General features: G+C 69.7%; 18 protein-coding genes. 11 read left to right on the top strand and 7 right to left on the bottom strand.

Annotated elements, in window-relative coordinates; genetic code table 11:
• Positions 1-10 precede the first annotated feature (10 nt).
• Complete coding sequence (locus ABD987_RS21195) at positions 11-1,216, bottom strand: glycosyltransferase (RefSeq protein WP_345396048.1); 1,206 nt, start codon at positions 1,214-1,216, stop codon at positions 11-13.
• Between the two features lie 845 nt (positions 1,217-2,061).
• Here ABD987_RS21195 and ABD987_RS21190 point away from each other — a divergent pair.
• The 6 genes from ABD987_RS21190 to ABD987_RS21165 all read left to right on the top strand — a co-directional run bounded on the left by ABD987_RS21190 (position 2,062) and on the right by ABD987_RS21165 (position 8,596).
• Positions 2,062-3,120: a 3-oxoacyl-ACP synthase III family protein gene (locus tag ABD987_RS21190; RefSeq protein ID WP_345396045.1), complete on the top strand. Its 1,059-nt coding sequence runs from the start codon at positions 2,062-2,064 to the stop codon at positions 3,118-3,120.
• A gap of 8 nt (positions 3,121-3,128) precedes the next feature.
• The gene (locus ABD987_RS21185) at positions 3,129-4,298 is read left to right on the top strand and encodes an acyl-CoA dehydrogenase family protein (protein ID WP_345396042.1); all 1,170 of its coding nucleotides are present in this window, start codon (positions 3,129-3,131) and stop codon (positions 4,296-4,298) included.
• On the top strand, positions 4,285-4,686 hold the full coding sequence (locus tag ABD987_RS21180; RefSeq protein WP_345396039.1) for a thioesterase family protein: 402 nt from the start codon (positions 4,285-4,287) through the stop codon (positions 4,684-4,686). The genes ABD987_RS21185 and ABD987_RS21180 overlap by 14 nt, the downstream gene beginning before the upstream one ends.
• Positions 4,687-4,714: 28 nt before the next feature.
• Positions 4,715-6,034 (top strand): aminotransferase class III-fold pyridoxal phosphate-dependent enzyme, encoded by a 1,320-nt coding sequence (locus tag ABD987_RS21175; protein WP_345396036.1) that lies wholly within the window; start codon positions 4,715-4,717, stop codon positions 6,032-6,034.
• Positions 6,034-7,356 carry a preATP grasp domain-containing protein gene (locus ABD987_RS21170; protein ID WP_345396033.1) on the top strand — a complete coding sequence of 441 codons (1,323 nt, stop codon included), beginning with the start codon at positions 6,034-6,036 and terminating at the stop codon, positions 7,354-7,356. The genes ABD987_RS21175 and ABD987_RS21170 overlap by 1 nt, the downstream gene beginning before the upstream one ends.
• Positions 7,357-7,423: 67 nt before the next feature.
• Positions 7,424-8,596 carry an MFS transporter gene (locus ABD987_RS21165; RefSeq protein ID WP_345396030.1) on the top strand — a complete coding sequence of 391 codons (1,173 nt, stop codon included), beginning with the start codon at positions 7,424-7,426 and terminating at the stop codon, positions 8,594-8,596.
• On the opposite strand, the gene ABD987_RS21160 is transcribed toward ABD987_RS21165, so the two are convergent.
• Positions 8,597-9,250 (bottom strand): peroxiredoxin-like family protein, encoded by a 654-nt coding sequence (locus ABD987_RS21160; RefSeq protein ID WP_345396027.1) that lies wholly within the window; start codon positions 9,248-9,250, stop codon positions 8,597-8,599.
• Between the two features lie 58 nt (positions 9,251-9,308).
• Here ABD987_RS21160 and ABD987_RS21155 point away from each other — a divergent pair, with 58 nt between their 5' ends.
• The 3 genes from ABD987_RS21155 (at position 9,309) to ABD987_RS21145 (ending at position 11,196) form a co-directional block, all read left to right on the top strand.
• Positions 9,309-9,914 (top strand): TetR/AcrR family transcriptional regulator, encoded by a 606-nt coding sequence (locus ABD987_RS21155; protein ID WP_345396024.1) that lies wholly within the window; start codon positions 9,309-9,311, stop codon positions 9,912-9,914.
• Between the two features lie 80 nt (positions 9,915-9,994).
• On the top strand, positions 9,995-10,564 hold the full coding sequence (locus tag ABD987_RS21150; protein ID WP_345396021.1) for a DedA family protein: 570 nt from the start codon (positions 9,995-9,997) through the stop codon (positions 10,562-10,564).
• Positions 10,565-10,605: 41 nt separating this feature from the next.
• On the top strand, positions 10,606-11,196 hold the full coding sequence (locus ABD987_RS21145; protein WP_345396018.1) for a TetR/AcrR family transcriptional regulator: 591 nt from the start codon (positions 10,606-10,608) through the stop codon (positions 11,194-11,196).
• Here the strand turns inward: ABD987_RS21145 and ABD987_RS21140 are convergent.
• Positions 11,193-12,098 carry a LysR family transcriptional regulator gene (locus ABD987_RS21140; RefSeq protein WP_345396015.1) on the bottom strand — a complete coding sequence of 302 codons (906 nt, stop codon included), beginning with the start codon at positions 12,096-12,098 and terminating at the stop codon, positions 11,193-11,195. The two genes, ABD987_RS21145 and ABD987_RS21140, sit on opposite strands and share 4 nt — an antisense overlap.
• Positions 12,099-12,385: 287 nt before the next feature.
• Between ABD987_RS21140 and ABD987_RS21135 the strand changes: the two genes are divergently transcribed.
• Positions 12,386-13,309 (top strand): EamA family transporter, encoded by a 924-nt coding sequence (locus ABD987_RS21135; protein ID WP_345396012.1) that lies wholly within the window; start codon positions 12,386-12,388, stop codon positions 13,307-13,309.
• Positions 13,310-13,313: 4 nt separating this feature from the next.
• Here the strand turns inward: ABD987_RS21135 and ABD987_RS21130 are convergent, their stop codons facing one another.
• From ABD987_RS21130 to ABD987_RS21120, 3 genes are all read right to left on the bottom strand, one after another.
• The gene (locus tag ABD987_RS21130) at positions 13,314-13,982 is read right to left on the bottom strand and encodes a DedA family protein (RefSeq protein WP_345396009.1); all 669 of its coding nucleotides are present in this window, start codon (positions 13,980-13,982) and stop codon (positions 13,314-13,316) included.
• A gap of 124 nt (positions 13,983-14,106) precedes the next feature.
• Positions 14,107-15,318 (bottom strand): RNA polymerase sigma factor, encoded by a 1,212-nt coding sequence (locus tag ABD987_RS21125; RefSeq protein ID WP_345396006.1) that lies wholly within the window; start codon positions 15,316-15,318, stop codon positions 14,107-14,109.
• On the bottom strand, positions 15,315-15,686 hold the full coding sequence (locus tag ABD987_RS21120; RefSeq protein ID WP_345396003.1) for a YciI family protein: 372 nt from the start codon (positions 15,684-15,686) through the stop codon (positions 15,315-15,317). The genes ABD987_RS21125 and ABD987_RS21120 overlap by 4 nt, the downstream gene beginning before the upstream one ends.
• Before the next feature lie 109 nt (positions 15,687-15,795).
• Here ABD987_RS21120 and ABD987_RS21115 point away from each other — a divergent pair, with 109 nt between their 5' ends.
• Positions 15,796-16,236: a YybH family protein gene (locus ABD987_RS21115; RefSeq protein ID WP_345396000.1), complete on the top strand. Its 441-nt coding sequence runs from the start codon at positions 15,796-15,798 to the stop codon at positions 16,234-16,236.
• 68 nt (positions 16,237-16,304) lie between these two features.
• On the opposite strand, the gene ABD987_RS21110 is transcribed toward ABD987_RS21115, so the two are convergent.
• Positions 16,305-17,414 carry an ABC transporter ATP-binding protein gene (locus ABD987_RS21110; RefSeq protein ID WP_345395997.1) on the bottom strand — a complete coding sequence of 370 codons (1,110 nt, stop codon included), beginning with the start codon at positions 17,412-17,414 and terminating at the stop codon, positions 16,305-16,307.
• Between the last annotated feature and the right edge of the window lie 72 nt (positions 17,415-17,486).

The following is a 17,486-nucleotide window of genomic DNA, read 5'->3' as shown; positions in this document are numbered from 1 at the left end:
GTTCGGTAACTCATTTCCCGTCGATCAGGCGCTGCGCGGCGATCAGGGCTCCGTCGTCACGGACCTCGGCGGCGACGGCCCTGGCGCGCGCCGCCACCGCCGGTTCGAGAGCGCGACCGAGCGCCTCGGCCAGCGAGTCGGCACTCGGTGCGCCGGGCGCGTGCGCGACACCGATCCCGAGCTCGCCGACGCGCCGGGCGAAGTAGTGCTGGTCGACGTGCTGGGGGATGACGACCTGTGGTGCTCCCGCCCGTGTGGCGGCGGTCGTGGTGCCCGCGCCGCCGTGGTGCACGACGGCGGCGACCCGGCCGAACAGCGCCTGCTGGTTGATTTCGCCGACGGACAGGCAGTCGGGACCGTCGTCCGGCGGGGTCAGCCCGGCCCACCCGCGCAGCACGATCGCGCGACGCCCGAGGGCGCGGGCGGCCTTGACCATGGTCGCGGCCAGGTCCTCCGGCGCGCGGACACTGCCGAAGCCGAAGTAGACCGGCGGTTCCCCGGCGTCGAGGAACTCTTCGACCCCGGGCGGGAGCGGCCGCTCGTCCGGCAGGATCCAGGCCCCGGTCTGCACCACGTCACCTTCCCCCGGCTCCGGCCACGGCGCGAGTGCCGGATCGGCGGCGAGCCACGGCCGTTCGGTGAAGACATGACCCCGGACGTCGGTGACCGGGGCGAGGCCGTCCCGATGGGCGTTGAGCAGGTCTCCCCAGGTGTCGTTCCAGCGCCGGGTGTCCTCGTCCCAGAGCACGCGGTTGTCGACGGTGCCGTCCGCCGGTTTCTGCCCCAGCCCGGGGAACACCGGGGGCGCGTGCCGCGGGGAGGGCAGGAAGATCGGGCAGTAGGCGGCCATGACGTACCGGATCCCCCGCCGCTCGGCCACCGTCGGGGCGGCGGTGACCAGGTATCCGCCCTGCACCAGGACGTCACGGTCCTCGGCCGCCGCCCCGATCACCGCGAACTGGTCGGCCACCGAGTCCGCGACCATCCGGCGCCGCTGCTCCGGCGTCGGCGGGGCCGCCGACGGGCTGACCTTGCCCGTGGCCCGTAACTCCGGGCCCAGCGGCACGAAGGAAATCCCGTATCCCTCGACCTGCCCGCGAAAGTCCGGAGGCGCGCACATCCGGACGTCCTGGCCCAGCCCCGTCAGCCGGACGGCCAGTGCCAGCACCGGCTGCACGTCGCCACGCGACCCGATCGTCGCCAGCAAGAAACGCATGCGATCCCCATTTCCCCGTCCCGTTTCGGCCCCGAATTCTGGACCGCGCACCCCGCCTTGCCGCAAGTCCCCCTGTCGGATATACCTTGAAAGGGAGGGGCCTCATGAATTCACCACCTCCCCTGGCGTCCCCTTTCGGGCCGCGCCGCACGCGAGCGGGTGGCCACTGACCGCGCGGCCCCGTACTCACGGCGCGGTCCCGGTGAACGTCCATCGAACGGATGTCCCGGCACCGCACCACCGGCCACTCGTCCGGCCCAACAGTTCCACTGTGGACAGTTACCGTGCGCACCGCACCCGCTCGCCGCCAGGTCGCCAGGGACCGGCACCCGGACGGACACGGAAGGGGGGGTCCGCCGCCACACCGGGCCTGGTGACGGAAACGTGGTCCCTTGTCACTAACCCCAGCTCACCCACCAGGCCGCCGAGCCGTCGGATAAACGGACAACAGTAAAAGAGCAGGCAAACCGCAGAAGTCAAGACCCATCGGCAAATGTCCAATGCCTGGAACCGCTTTCCACCTACGTGGATTACAGCGAACAGACCGCATCCGCCACCCGAGTGACAGCCACCTGGCCGAGGTGGACCAGGTTGACACGCCGACCCGCGCACCTGTACCAATGAATTGTCGCATCTTGCACATTACCGGGGGGACATGCGAGACATGGTGACCATCGCGGAATTTCTCGGCGCCTGCCGTCTGCGCACAGCCGCGCAAAAAGCGTTTCACACATAGCGCGAATACGGGCCATCGGCCCGATATATGACGGAGCACCGCACGGCCGCACCGACCGGGAAACATCGTCCAGCACGACCGTGATTTCCTCTATTTAAGGTCGAATCCAATGCACGAGCCGCATATCGGAATACTGGGAACGGGATCGCATGTTCCCGCGCAGACCATCCGAAACGAAGACGTAGCCCGCACGCTCGATATCGACGCGGAATGGATATCGGCACGCACCGGCGTCGACGAAAGACGCTTCGCTCGCGAAGACGAAGCCACCTCGGACCTGGCGACCCAGGCGGCGCGCGCGGCGCTGGGCAACGCCGGGGTCACGGCCGACCAGGTCGACTGCGTCATAGTCGCCACCTCCACCCCCGACGAGCCACTTCCCGGGGTCGCCTGCCGCGTACAGTCGCGGATCAACGCACCCGGCGCGGCGGCGTTCGACGTCAACGCCGTCTGTTCCGGTTTCCTGTACGCACTCGAAATCGGCCGGTCCATGCTCCGCTCGGATCGCCGCCGAAAACACGTACTGGTCATCGGCGCCGACACCTACTCCAAAATCCTCGACCCCACCGACCGGCGAACCTACCCGATTTTCGGGGACGGCGCGGGCGCCGTCCTGCTCGGTCAGGTGGCCGCCGGTGAAGGAGTACTCGGCACCGAACTCAACTCGGACGGCGATCTGGCGCACTATGTGCGGGTGCCGGCGGGCGGTTCACGGCTACCCATTTCTGCCGAACAGATCAGTAACGGAAACCACTATTTCAAGATGCACGGCCGCCTGGTCCGCGAGCTCGTCGAGGACATCTTCCCGAAGATGGTCGACGACGCCGTCGCGGAAAGCGGGCTGTCGGTGCCCGAAATAGACCATCTCATCTGCCATCAGGCGAACGTGCGCCTGGTCGAAGAATGCGCTGTCAAGGCGGGATTCACCCCGGAGCAACTGGTGCTGACCGGCCGGATGCTGGCCAACACCGCGGCCGCCTCCATCCCGATCGCCCTCGACCGGGCGAACCGGGCGGGCAGGCTGGCGCCGGGAGACACCGTGCTGCTGCTGACCTTCGGCGGTGGCATGTCCTGGGGACGTTCGATGCTGCGCTGGTCGGCCGCCTGCGCCCCGGCGAAGCACCGGCTCTCGCCATCGAACGAACACCGGTACGACAACCGAGTTTAGGAGTCAGTGTGGACCTGCTGTGGAACGAACGACAGGCCGCCGCGAAGGAACGCTACCGCCGGTTCGGACTCGAGGTCGTCGCTCCCCTGAGCGCCGAACGTGACCGAGCGGGCACCTTCAACGAGACCGCGTGGAAGGAACTGGCCGCGGCGGGATTCTGGCGCGCCAACGTGCCGGCCCGTTTCGGCGGTGACGGCGGGACGCTGTGGGACCTCATCGCGGGCTTCGAGGGCCTGACACTCGGCGCGCAGGACTGCGGGTTCGTCCTGTCCGCGATCGCGCACGCCGGGTTGGTCCAGGTACTGCTGACGCACGGGACCGATGACCAGCGGGCACGGCTGCTACCCCGCCTCATGTCAGGAGGTGTCGGCGCGACCGCCGCGACGGAGCCGACCGGTGGCTCACACGTCGCGGCCATCGGCACCAGGGCCGTGCGCACCCCGTCCGGGTTCCTGCTCACCGGCCGGAAGGCCCACATCACGAACGCGCCGATCGCCGATCTCGTCCTGATCGTCGCCAGGGTCGCCGACATCGGCAAACGCGACATCACCCTGTTCGTCCTCGACGCCGCGCAGGATGGCGTTTCCCTCGGCGACAGCGAGGATCTGCTCGGGCAGCGGACCAGCCCGACGGGGCCGATCGAACTCGCCGGTGCGACGGTCCCCGACCGGGACGTCGTCGGACCTGTCGGCGAGGGTCTCACCACGCTGTACTCCTTCCTGGCGTTCGACCGGATCATGTACGGGATCGTCGTCGCCGCCCTGCTGGAATCACTGCTCCCGAAGGCACTGGACCGCATCTCCACCCGCAGTTCCTTCGGCGTCCCGCTCGCCGAACACGAGTTGATCCAGGACAAGATCGTCGGGATCAAAATGACGATCGAAAGCGCGCGTGCTCTGTCCTATTCGGCGGTGGACGCGCTACAGCGTGGCGACGAAAGCTTCAGCGCACTCGCGTCGTGCGCGAAGCTGACCGCGTCCGAGGGTGTGGTGAACTCCGCGCTCGAACTCGTCCAGTTGTTCGGACATCGGGGCTATGACAGGGAGTTCGGTATCGAACGGCACCTGCGCGACGCGGTGGCGATCCGTATCGCGGGCGGCACCAGCGAAATGCAGAAGAAGAACATTTTCAAGCACGCACTCTCCGAACACCTGGAGGCCAGCAATGCCGGACGTTGACTTCTCCAGCACGGTGACCAAGGTGGTCGAGCCCGCGGACTGCGCGAGCCGGTGGGGCAACGACGGGCTGAACGTGCTGTCCACCCCGGCGATACTCGGGAACATGGAGCAGGCCTGCGTGGACGCGCTCCAAGCACACCTGGCTCCCGGTGAAATGACCGTCGGCGTCAAGGTCGAGATGCACCATCGCGCCCCGACGCCGCTCGGTGCGGAGGTCGAGTACCGGATTTCGGTGCGCGGCGACCACCCGAAGTTCGAGGTGGACTTCTCGGTCGTCGACAGCGCGGGAACCGTCGTCTGCGAGGGAAAGCACCGGCGGGCGGCGGTGCGGGTCGCCGCCTTCGTGGCGAAGCTCGAGGAAGTCGGCCGTCCGGCCAGGACGGCATGACCCACCATCGCCACCGGGAAGGAGCACCATGCCGAGCATCTGTCTCGAAGACGAGGACATTCATGACATGAACCAGTCACCGAGCTTGCCGATCGCGGCCTGGGCTGAGGGTTGCTACATCTACGACACGAACGGCAAGGAATACCTCGACGGCAGTTCCGGTCCGATCGCGGTGAACATCGGCCACGGCGTTCCCGAGGTGCTCGAGGCGATGAGCGGGCAGGCGAAGAGGATCGTGTTCACCTACCGGACCCAGTTCGCCAGTCAGGCGGTCCTGGACCTCACCGCGGAAATTCTCGGCACAGCGGGAAAGCGCTATCGCGAAGTGGTTTACACGAACTCCGGTTCCGAAGCCACCGAAGCCGCCCTGCGCCTCGTCATGCATCACCACCAGGCCGAGGGGGATACCGGGCGCACGGCGATCCTCAGCCAGATTCCCAGCTATCACGGCATGACCGCCGGTGCGCTGGCGACCTCCGGCCACCCCGGCCGCCGGGAACACCTCCGCGCCCTGCACGACCACAGTGCCAGCGTCGTCCCGGTGGCGGCCGGCGGTTCCGAACACCTGCTGCCGGGCATCGCCGAGTGGGAAGCCGCCTTCGCCTCGGTCGGCGCGCACCGGATCGCCGCGGTGGTGCTCGAACCGGTCGGCGGGGCCGCCGGCGGGGCCGCGGTGGTGCCGGACGAGGTCTTCCGCCGGATCGAGGAACTCTGTCGCGCCTCCGGTGCCCTTCTCGTGGCGGACGAGGTCATGACCGGTTTCGGGCGCACGGGCGCGTGGTTCGGCCATGAACACGCGGGAGTCACGCCCGACATCGTCATCACGGGGAAGGGGCTGAGTGGCGGCTACACCCCGATCGGCGCGTGCCTGGTCGGCGATCGGGTGCTGCCCGGCCGGTCGGCCGCCGACCTCGCCTTCGGGCACACGATGAGCGGCAACCCGCTGTCCGCCGCGACGGCGCTGGCCGTGCTGCGCTACACGCGCGAGCATCGGCTGGCCGAACGCGCGGCAAGGACCGGCGCGACGCTGCGGGATCGCCTCGCCACGCTCGCCGAGCGGTTTTCCTTCCTCGGACGGCCTCGGGGGCGCGGGCTGCTGCTGGCCGTCCCGGTACTCCAGCACGAGGAGGAGTTCCGGCGGGATCCGCTGGCCAGGAGGATCTGCCGGACGGCGCAACGACTGGGGCTCATCGTCTATCCCGCAGGCGTCAGCACGCGATCGCAGGCCGTCCTCGTCGCGCCACCGCTGACGATCAAGGAGAACGAGATCGACGAGCTTCTTCTCCGGCTGGCGCGCACCTTGGACACCGTACGAACCGAAGCAGAGCAGGGAAAGGTTGCCGTCTAGTGCCTTCGCTACTGATCGGAAACCAGTACACCGAACAGATGGTGGGCGAGCTCGAATCTCTCCCCGAAGGGATCCGCCGCGTCGGCGGGAACACGGCGGGCCGCCTGCTCTGGGCCGCCCGCCCCGGCGACATCGTGGTGGTGCCGCAGCCACTCAACCCCGAGCTCCACCGCTACGTGTTCGAACTGCTGAACATCGCGCCGGACAGCGTCCAGGTGGTCGTTCCGCCGCCCGGCCGGTTCGGCACCGACGTACTGTCGGCGGACCGTCTCCTGGGTTCCGACTTCCGGGAACAGCTCAAGGAGCACGTCAAGGCGGCGAACACCGGCCAGGTGACTCCGTTCTACTTCGACAGCACCATCGCCGAACTCGCCGGCGAACTCGGCATCGGCGCGTCGACCCGGGGATTCTCGTTCGTCGATCAGAACGGCGCCTCACTGCTCAACAGCAAGAGCGTGTTCCGCGCGATCGCCGCGGGCATCGGAGCCCCGTTGGCGGACGGCTCGGTGGTCACCGACAAGAACGAAGCGACCGCGCGGATCTGGTCCTTCCTTGACACCGGCCGATGTGTGATCGTCAAGCAGGACTTCCACGTCGGGGGATTCGGTAACGAGATCCTCGGCACCGGCCCCGACATCCAGGCGATCGGCGCGTCCAGGGTGGTCCCCGTCGGCAGCTGGGAAGAACTGCGGGAGCACGTCGACCGGCACTGGCACCACTACACGAACAACGGCCGGAACAAAGTGATCGTCGAGCACTACAGCCCTGATTCCGTACCGCTCTACGCGGAGGCGGAGGTGACCGATTCCGGCACGGCCATCCTGAACAGCGGGGAAATGCGCATGGCGCCGGTGTTCGACGGTTTCGTCATCCCCGGCAAGGAGACGACACCAGCGCAGCGCGCGGAGTTCCTCGAAGCCGTGACGTTACTCTGCGAACCCGTGCGCGCCATGGGCTATCGCGGTCTGATCAATATCGACGGAATCGTCACGCCGGAAGGAAACACCCTGCTCACCGAGTTCAACGGACGGCTGGGCGGCTCCACCCATCTCCACGAGATCGGCAGCAGGCTGCTCGGCCCCGGCTATGCCGGACGCCGGGTCATCGCGACCAGGAACCACTGGCCGGCACCGTCATTCGGCGAAGCCCTCGAACGCCTGCGTACCCACGACATCGCGTTCGACCATGACACCGGATCGGGCGTCGTGATCACCTGCGATCACAGCCGGCTGGAGCGAGCGGTCGAATACTGCGTGATCGCCGATGACGTAGCACATTCGGAGAAACTGGAACAGCTTATGGCGGACTCGTCCTCCCACTAGAGTGCGAAGCCAGTGCACCCGCTGTTCCGGAAAGGACGCGCACCAGAGCATGGGTTACCGAAACCTGATGAAACCTCCGGTAGCCGTCTGGGCCGTCGCGACGGTCGCGAGCAGGCTTCCCGTCGCCATGGCGCCGTTGGCCTTCGTGTTCTTCGCCAAGGGAACGCCCGGCGGATACGGGCTGGGGGCGGTCCTCGCGGCGGCCTACACGCTGGCCGAGGCGGCGGGCGCGCCTGTTCTCGGTACCCGGCTCGGCACGCGCCCGATGCACCGGGAACTGTCGATCGGCATCGCGGTCAGTGCCGTGGCACTCGGCGGCTTCACGCTCAGCACGTCGGCACCGGCCGCCGTCACGGTCGTCCTCGCGGTCATCGCCGGGGCGGCCGGGGCGGCGGCCCCCGGCGGGTTGCGCACCATGGCGGCACGTCTGGTGGACGAGGCCGACGTCCCGGCGATGCTGAGCTTCGAGGCCGTGCTGAACCAGAGCGTCTGGGCGCTGGCACCCGCGGTGACCGGGGTGCTCGCGCTGGGGGTCGCCCCGTCCGTCCCGTTCGCCGTCGCCGCGGGCTCCGCGGCGCTGGCGGCGGTGCTCGTCCCGATGCTTCCCAAGCAGAGCGCCACCGCGCGACCGGAACAGCCGCAGGGATCACCGGCGCGGATGTTGTGGTCGGTCTGGCCGATCTACCTCACCAGTGCCGCGGCGATGTACCTGCTGGCCACCGTCGAACTGGCCCTGCCGGCGCTGCTCGAACACCGCGGCGTCGCCGTCGGCTGGGCCGGGCCGCTGCTGACCGGGTTCGCCGTCGCCAGCATCGCCGGCGGCATCGTCTACGGGCTGCGCGCCTGGCCGGGCAGCCATCGGACGCGGAGTCTCGTCCTGCTCGTCCTGATCGCGGCACTGGTCGGCATGGTCGGCCTGTCCCCGTGGCCCGCGGGAATCGCGGCCGGTCTCCTGCTCAGTGGCCTCCTCCAGGCCGCGCTGCTCGTCTCCCGGAACCTGTCGCTGCGGGATCGGCTGCCCGAACACACCCACGCCGCCGGGTACTCGCTGATGTACGCGGCCAGCGGAATCGGTTACGGCGCCAGTGGCGTCGCGATCGGTGCGGTGCTGGCCGCGGACACCCCGGTGCTGGGCGTGCTCGCCGGTGCCGGGGTGACCGTGGTGCTCGCACTGGTCAGCGCCTTCGCCGAGGCGCGCACCGCGCGCCTCGGCCCGGCGCCCGCCCAGGAGCACCCGTGACTAGCGCGCGTCCGCGACCGCGGCCAGGATCTGCTCCGGTGTCGTGCGCGTGGTGTAGTCCGGGTGGACGTCGACGAAGCGGATGACCCGGTCCCGCCCGGCCACGAGCACCGCCGGATGCGGCAGTTCCCAGTCACCCGTGCCGTTGCGCGCCCCGATGTCGCCGACCAGCGTCGCCATCGCGCCCTGGACGTCGGACTCCGGCCGGAACGTGATCCCCAGCGAGCGCGCGACCACGTTGCCGACGTCGGAAAGGACGTCGAAGGCCAGTTCGTTCGACTCCACAGTGGACAGTGAGCCGTCCGGAAGTTCGGGGCTGATCGCCGCCAGCCGGGCGCCCGAGGCGGCGAGCCCCGGCAGCACCTCCTGCTGGTAGGTGCGCAGGGTCAGGTTGCAGTACGGGCACCAGCCGCCGCGGTAGAAGACCAGCACCGCGGGTCCCTCGGCGGTCAGGTCCGCGAGGCTCACCCGCTCGCCCCGCGCGCCGGGCAGGGCGAAGTCCGGCAGTACGTCGCCGACCTTGGCGAACTTCGCCGGGTCCACGTCCTTCTTGCGCTCGACATCCGCCACGAGCGGTCCGGCGACCTCGGCCGGAACCGCCTCCCGGACGTGCTCGCGGATCGCGGCCAGCTCGCGGTTCAGTTCGTTCCCCACTGTGCGTCCTCCAGGTTGTACTGATCAGTACATCAGCGCTGACTGTACTATTCAGTACATGGAGACGCAAGGAGCGGCGGTGACGCCGCGGGGCAGGCGGACCAGGGATGCGATCGTCGATGCCGCCGCCGAGCTGATGTACGTCAACGGCGTCGCGGCGACCAGCGTCGACAAGGTCCTGACGGCGAGCGGCGCCGGGAAGTCGCAGATGTACCACTACTTCAAGAACAAGGACCAGCTCGTCGAGGCGGTGATCGACCGGTTCCTGCGCGGCATCCTCGCCAACCAGCCGACGATCACCGCGCTCGACGACTGGGCCGCGTTCGACCGCTGGACCGAGGAGATCCTGGACGTCCACCGCCGCGCCGGTCACCCGATCGCCTGCCCGCTGGGCAACCTCGCCGGGGAACTCGGCGACGACCCGCGGGTGGCGGCCCTGCTCGACAAGGCGTACCGCGAATGGGAGTCCCATCTCGAACGCGGGTTGCTTTCCTTGCGGGACAAGGGAGAACTCCGCGCCGACGCGGACCCGGCCCGGCTGGCACAGGCGACGATGGCGTGTGTCCAAGGTGGACTGTTACTGGCCCACATCAGGCAGGACGTCACCCCGCTGGCGGACGCGCTGGAGATCGCCGTGGCCCACCTGCGAAGCCAGGCCGCCTGAAGCTGTCCGCGACCTGTCGGGTTGCTGTGAGTCCCCCATGATTCCGGGCCGGCGACCGCCACGGCGCGCCTAATGGAGGCGTGGACGGATCAACGGCGGGGCTTCTGGTGCTGTTCGTCGTCTCGCTGGTGCCGCTGCTGCCCACCGAGATGACGATCATCGGCATGGCCGTCACGGCGGCGCGGGGCGGCCCCTCGCTCGCGCTGGTCATCGGCGTCGCCGCCGTGGGCTGCGTGGCCTCGGACCAGGCGCTCTACCTGCTCGGCCGCTCCGGCGGGCAGGCACTGCTGGCCAGACTGGCCAGGCGGCGCCGGATCGCCGCCGGGCTCGGCTGGTTCGACGGGCGGTTGCGGCGGCATCCCCGGCCGGTGCTGGTCGTCGCCCGCTGGCTGCCCTCGGGCGGGACGGTCGGCGCGCTGCTGGCCGGTTCGCTGCGCTGGCCGCCGCGCGAGTTCCTCGCCGCGTCCGCGATCGGCGGCACGCTCTGGACGTCATACGTGGCCCTGCTCGGCTACGCGGGCGGCCGATTCAGCACCGAACCCGGGATCGGCATGGCCCTCTCCCTGTCCGTCGCGCTGATCCTGGGTTCGGCCATCGCGGCAGGCCTCCGGCGCCGCGGCCCGAGCACCCGGGACGCCGGTATAGACTGACAAGCGGAACATTGCTCCAAATACCTGGAAGGGGGCGCCGGATGGGCGCGGACGACGAGACGGCGACCGCGAACCCGGCCAAGCGCGCGGACGCCCGCCGCAACGAAAAGGCACTGCTCGACGCCGCGGCGTCCGTGTTCGTCACGCACGGGGTGGACGCCCCGGTACGCCGGATCGCCGCCGAGGCCGGCGTCGGCATGGGCACGATCTACCGGCACTTCCCCACACGCGCCGACCTCGTCGTGGCGGTCTTCCGGCACCAGGTCGACGCCTGCGCCGAGGCCGGTCCCGCGCTGCTCGCGACGGCGACGTCACCGTTCGCCGCGCTGTGCCGGTGGGTGGAGCTGTTCGCGGACTTCCTGGTGACCAAGCACGGGCTCGCCGCCGCGACGCGCACCGACCCGGACGCCTTCACCACCCTGCACGCGCTGTTCGTCGACCGCCTCGTGCCGGTACTCGGCGATCTCCTCGACGCCGCGCGGAACGCGGGCGAGCTTACCGCCGAGATCGCGCCCTACCAGCTGCTCCGCGCGATCGGCGACATCTGCGCCGGCGCGGAGATGGCCGATCCGGACTACGACGCGCGCCTGACCATCCGGCTGCTGCTCAACGGGTGCCGCCTGCCCGGCTAGGTGGTGAGCGCCGCGACCTCGGCTCGCAGTTCGCCGATCACCGTCGCCACCGCGGGCCGGTCGAGCGCGCCCGCGCGGCACACCACCTCGACCAGCCGGGCCGCCCGGATCCCGGCGAGCGGGCGGCAGACCAGGCCGCTGCCCCGTCGATCGTCCACTGTGTACCGGGGCAGCAGCGCCACACCGTGCCCGGCCGCGACGAGCCGCTCGATGATCCGGAAGTCGTTGATGCGCTGGACGATCTGCGGGCGCACACCGGTACGGACGGTCAGCGAGCGCAGCACGTCGTCGACAGGGAAGCCGGAGTTGACGCTGATCCAGCGTTCGTCGGCCAGCTCGGCGAGCTCGACCCGGCGTTTGCGGGCCAGCCGGTGCCCGGCGGGCAGGGCGATGTCGAGCGGCTCGCGCAGCAGGGGCAGCACGTCGATACGGCCGGGCTCGAACTCGGGCGCGTGCTCGTCGCGGTGCGCCACCACCACGTCGTAGTCCGCGAGCAGACCCGGCACCTCCGGTGGCGTCATGTCGACATCGCGCACGTCGACCTCCAGCCCCTCGTACGCGCCGACCCGGTGCAACAGCCCGGGGAGCAGCATGAGCCCCGCCGACTGGAAGATCGCGATCCGGACGCGGCCGCGCGGCGCGCTGCGGTAGGTGTCCAGTTCGGACTCCGCGCGGTCGAGCGCGGCCAGCACCTCGTCGGCGCGCGCCACCAGCGCGCGCCCGGCGTCGGTGAGCCGCAGCCCGCGCCCGGCCGGTTCGGTGAGCGGCAGGCCGACCTCGACCTGGAGCGCGCGAAGCTGCTGGGACACCGCGGACGGCGTGCAGTGCAGTGCCCGCGCCGCGGCGGTGACGCTTCCGCGGTCCGCGAACTCCCGCAGTGTGCGCAGCCTGCCAATATCCACGTGCGCAGCATATGTGAAGGGCCACTTCACAGTCGCCGGTTACCTTTGTGCCGCGCTTCACAGTTGGCCAGCGGCCTCGAAAGCTCCACCGGAGGCAGGTTTCGTACGGCGCGTTGCGGGCCTTGAACGTCGCGAACGACGCGTTCGGGACACCGAGCACTGGGGCGACGCGGGAAAAGCCCAGCTGGGAAAGCGTTTTCCGCATCATGGACTTTGAAGATTCGCTTCAGAGTCCATGCAGATTTTCTCGCTGGTCCTAAACGGTCGGGGTAACGAAAGTGGGTGACATGCCTGCCCGTGACCGTCTGCTCGCCGCGCTCGTCGCCGTCCTCTGGGGCTGCAACTTCCTCGCCATCCACGTCGCGCTCGGGCAGTTCCCGCCGGTGTTCGCCGGGGTGCTGCGGTTCGTGGTGATCGCGATCCCGACGATCCTGTTCGTGCCGTGGCCGAAGGTCAAGGTCCGCTACCTCCTCGGCTACGGACTCGGGTTCGGCACCGGGCAGTTCGCGTTCCTGTTCATCGCGATGAACACCGGGATGCCGACCGGGCTCGCCTCGCTGGTGCTGCAGGCCTCGGCGCCGTTCACCGTGCTGCTCGGCGCGGTCTTCCTGCGGGAGCGGGTCAGCGGCCGTCAGCTCGCCGGGATCCTGCTCGCCGTCGCCGGGATGGCCACCATCGCCTGGCAGCAGTCGGGCCACGCCGCGCTGCTGCCGGTGATCCTCACCCTGCTGGCCGCGCTGAGCTGGGCGTTCGGCAACCTCGCCACCCGGCGGGCCGCGCCGGAGAACCCGCTGCACTTCACGCTGTGGATGTCCGTGGTGCCGCCGCTGCCGATGTTCGCCCTGTCGCTGATCATGGAGGGCCCCTCGGCGCAGTGGCACTCGCTGGCCACGCTGGGCACGAAGACCGGGCTGATCGCGCTCGGCGGGCTGGCCTACATCGTGCTGCTCGGCACGATCGCGGGCTCCGGGATCTGGACGACCCTGATGCGGCGCAACCCCGCCGGGGTCGTCGCGCCGTTCTCGCTGCTGGTGCCCGTGGTCGGGCTGTCGATGTCGTACCTGGTGCTCGACGAGCGGCCGAGCCCGCTCGAAATCGCCGCGGCCGCGGTCGTCATCGGCGGCGTGCTGCTCGGCTCGCTGCGTCGGCGACGGCCCGCCGCCGACCTCGACGGGGAGCTACCACCCGTCGAGGCCACGGCGAAGGTGTGACCGCTCAGGCCTTGGACTGCTGCTCGGTGACAGTCGAATCCGTGCCGGTCGACGGCCCCTCGCCGTCGTGCTCCTTCTTGGCCATCCGCTTCTTGATCACCAGCATCATCACGAGCCCGAAGACCACCGCGACGCCGAGCCCGACGTACGAGAAGTTCTTGAGCCACTTTTCGGCGACCACGCCGAGGTAGTAGATCAACGTGGTGGTGCCCGCGGCCCAGACGATGCCGCCCGCGGCGTTAGCCATCAGGAACCGCGGGTAGTGCATGCCGAGCGAACCGGCGAGCGGGCCCGCCAGAATACGAAGAAAAGCGACAAAGCGGCCGAAAAAGACCGCCCACGCGCCGCGTTTCTGGAACATCCGCTCGGCATTGGCGATGTGCTCCGGACCGAAATGCTTCGGGAATTTACGCCCCGCCCAGGCGAGCAGCCGCGTACCACCCTTTCGGCCGATGGTGTACCCGATGCTGTCACCGATGATCGCGCCCGCGCTCGCGAGTACCGCGATCCACACCGGACTCAGCTGGGAATGCTGTGAGGACAGCAAAGCCGCGCTGATCAGGACGATCTCACCGGGCAGCGGAATCCCGAGGCTCTCGATCATGATCACGAGCCCGACGATCAGGTAGACCGAAAGCGGCGGAATCGCTTCCAGCCACTGGTCGATGTGCACGTCCGTACCCCCTGGTATTTTGTCCGATTTGTTCCCGGATTCGCGGCTTCGCTTCGGCGAGGGTACCGAGGACGAGGCGAGCCGCGAAGCCAACTCAGGTATTACCCGGCATCCGACTTCCGGCCTAGGCGAGGAGTGCCGCGCGGGATTCCAGGTAGGCCCGCTCCGGAATGCTCAGGGTCCGCCGGGCCGCCGCGAGGTAGTGCTCGCGGGCCCCTTCGCGGTCACCACGCTGGTCCAGCAGGTGGGCCCGGACGGCGTCGAGGCGGTAGTGCTTCGCGAGCACGGGGTCGCGCTCGGCGTCGGCGAGCTCGGCCAGTGCGAGGTCCGGGCCCCGCACCATCGCGACCGCGACCACGCGGTTCAGTGTCACCATCGGGCCGGGCGCGACGGTCCGCAGGAGGTCGTAGAGCGTGAGGATCTGCGGCCAGTCGGTGTCCTCGGCCTTCGCGGCCTCCGCGTGCACGGCGGCGATCGCGGCCTGCAGCTGGTACGGCCCGACCGGCGTCGTCGCGAGGGAGGTCGTGATCAGCTCGACGCCCTCGGCGATCGCGCCGGCGTCCCACCGCCGCCGGTCCTGCTCCGCGAGCGGGACGAGCGCGCCGTCCGCGCGGGTGCGTGCCGGGCGGCGGGCCTCGGTGAGCAGCATGAGCGCGAGCAGCCCGGCGACCTCGCCGTCCTCCGGCAGCTCCGCGCGCAGCTGCCGGACGAGCCGGATCGCCTCGGCGGTCAGCTCGACCCGGTTCACCACGGCGCCGGAGCTGACGGTGTGTCCCTCGGTGAAGATCAGGTACAGCACCTGGAGCACGGCGGCGAACCGCTCGGCGCGGTCGGCGCCGGGGAGCCGGAACTCCGCCCCCGCGGCCTTGACGCGCTGCTTCGCCCGGCTGATCCGCTGCGCGATCGTGGCCTCCGGGACGAGGAACGCGCGGGCGATCTCCGCGGTGGTGAGCCCGCCGACCGCCCGCAACGTCAGCGCGACCTGCGACGGGGCGGTGAGCGACGGGTGACAGCACAGCAGCAGCAACGTCAGCGAGTCGTCGACCGCGGGGGCCGGGTCCGGGTCCGGCGGGGCCAGCGCGGCGACCGTCTCCTCGCGCCGCTGCCGGGCCGTGTCGGCACGCCACAACTCGATGCGGCGGCGGGACGCGGTGGTGATCAGCCAGCCCTTCGGACTGGCCGGGATCCCCTCGACCGGCCACTGGGTCGCGGCGGCGAGCAGCGCCTCCTGCACCGCGTCCTCGCAGGTGTCGAAGCCGCCGTAGCGCCGGACGAGCGCGCCGAGGACCTGCGGCGCGAGCTCCCGCAGCAGGCCCGCGATGGGCGGCGTGGTCACATTTCGTCCCCGTGCAGACCCATCACCGGCCGCACCTCGACCTTCGCGAACCGCGCTTCGGGTATGCGCGCGGCGATCTCGACCGCGCGGTCGAGGCTCTCGCAGTCGAGCAGGTAGAACCCGGCGAGGAACTCCTTGACCTCGGCGAACGGGCCGTCGGTGGTGATCGTCCTTTCGTTCTGGACGCTCACCTGCTTCGTCAGCGAAACATCAGCCAGCCGTTCGGACACGACGCGCTCACCGGAGGCGTCGAGATCGTCGTTGAGCTGCTGGTAGTACGCGAGGCCGGCGGCACGCTGTTCCTCGGGCATCCCCGCCCACGCGGTGCGGGACTCCGGGTTGCCGTAGATCAGGACGACGTACTTCATCTCCCACCTTTCGAAAAAAACTTCCCCAGGATGTCGAGAACGCGCTCCCGGCTTCTACGTCCCGGATGAACGCGGCCGGGAAGCGGCCGCCGGAACAGGGGAGCACACCATGAGCATCCAGGACGAGCAGCGGATCCGCGAGCTGATGACCGCCCGCGAGACGGCGATGTCCACACGCGACGCCGAGGCACTCAAGGCCGACGTGGCCGACGACGTCGTCGCCTTCACCCTCGCGCCGCCGCTGGTGCAGCAGCCCGCGGACTTCGCCGACGTCGAGCAGCGGCGCGCCTGGTTCGCCGGCTTCGACGGGCCGATCGAGTACGAGATCCGCGACCTGACGGTCACGGTCAGCGGCGACCTCGCGTACACGCACAGCCTGAACCGGCTTTCGACGACGCCGAAGGGAATGCCCGCGAAGTTCGATCTGTGGTTCCGTTCGACGGTCTGCCTGCGCCGGGCGGGTACGCGCTGGCTGATCACCCACGTGCACGAGTCGACCCCGTTCCACATGGACGGCACGATGCGCGCCGCCCTCGACCTGACGCCGTAACAGTCCGTGGGGGCCTCCTTGAGGGACCTAGAGTCCCTCAAGGAGGCCCCCACGGACCTTCGCACCGGTCAGAGGATTTCGGCGGCGGTGCCGATGTCGGGCGGGCCGAGGTCGGGGTTGAGCGCGCCGGTCAGCTCGACCAGCTCGGGTTCGACCTCGTGCGGCGTGATCCGCCCGTCGCGGATGTCCTCCGCGTAGTGGCACGCGACCCGCTGCCCGCCCACGTCCCGCAGTTCCGGACGGTCGGTCGCGCACAGGCTCTGCTGCCGCCACGGGCACCGGGTGTGGAACCGGCAGCCGTTCGGCGGCGCGGCCGGGGAGGGCAGGTCACCGGCGAGCAGGATCTGCTCCCGGTTGTCCTCCACCGTCGGGTCCGGCACCGGAATCGCCGAGAGCAGCGCCCGCGTGTACGGGTGCAGCGGGTTCTCGTACAGCGCGTCCGCGTCGGCCTCCTCGACGATCGAGCCGAGGTACATCACGCCGATCCGGTCGGAGATGTGCCGCACCACCGCGAGGTCGTGCGCGATCACCACGTAGGTCAGGCCGAGCTCGTCCTGCAGGTCCTCCAGCAGGTTCACCACCTGTGCCTGCACCGAAACGTCCAATGCGGACACCGGCTCGTCGGCGACGATGAGATCGGGCTCCACGGCCAGCGCCCGCGCGATGCCGATGCGCTGCCGCTGGCCACCGGAGAACTCGTGCGGGTACTTCCGCAGCGCCGTCTCCGGCAGGCCGACCGCGGTGAGCAGCTCACGCAGCCGCCGGTCGGTAGCCTCCTTGTCCTTGTCGAGGCCGTGCGCGCGCATACCTTCCAGCAGGATGGACTCCACCGACTGCCGAGGGTCCAAACTGGACAGTGGGTCCTGGAAGATCATCTGCATGCGACGGCGGGACCTGCGCAACGCCTCGCCCTTGAGCTTCGCGACGTCGGTGCCGTCGAAGACGACACTGCCACTTGTCGGCTCGTTGAGCCGCAGGATCGCCCTGCCCAAAGTGGACTTCCCGCAACCGGATTCGCCGACGAGGCCGTAGGTTTCGCCCCGCCGGATCGACAGACTGACCCCGTCGACGGCGTAGACGTGCCCGATCGTCCGGTCGATCACGACGCCGCGTTTGATCGGGAAGTGCACCTTGAGGTCGTCGACCTCCAGCAGCACTTCGCTGTTCTGCTCGGTCATGCGATCGCCTCGCTCCGCGAGACGGTGTTGATTTCCTTATGGCGCATGACATCCATGATTCGCTCGCAAGCT

This window comes from Amycolatopsis samaneae (assembly GCF_039541975.1).
GTDB classification, from domain to species: Bacteria; Actinomycetota; Actinomycetes; order Mycobacteriales; family Pseudonocardiaceae; genus Amycolatopsis; species Amycolatopsis samaneae.
Note: the sequence above shows the minus strand (reverse complement) of the source record. Positions and strands in the feature narration are given on the sequence as shown.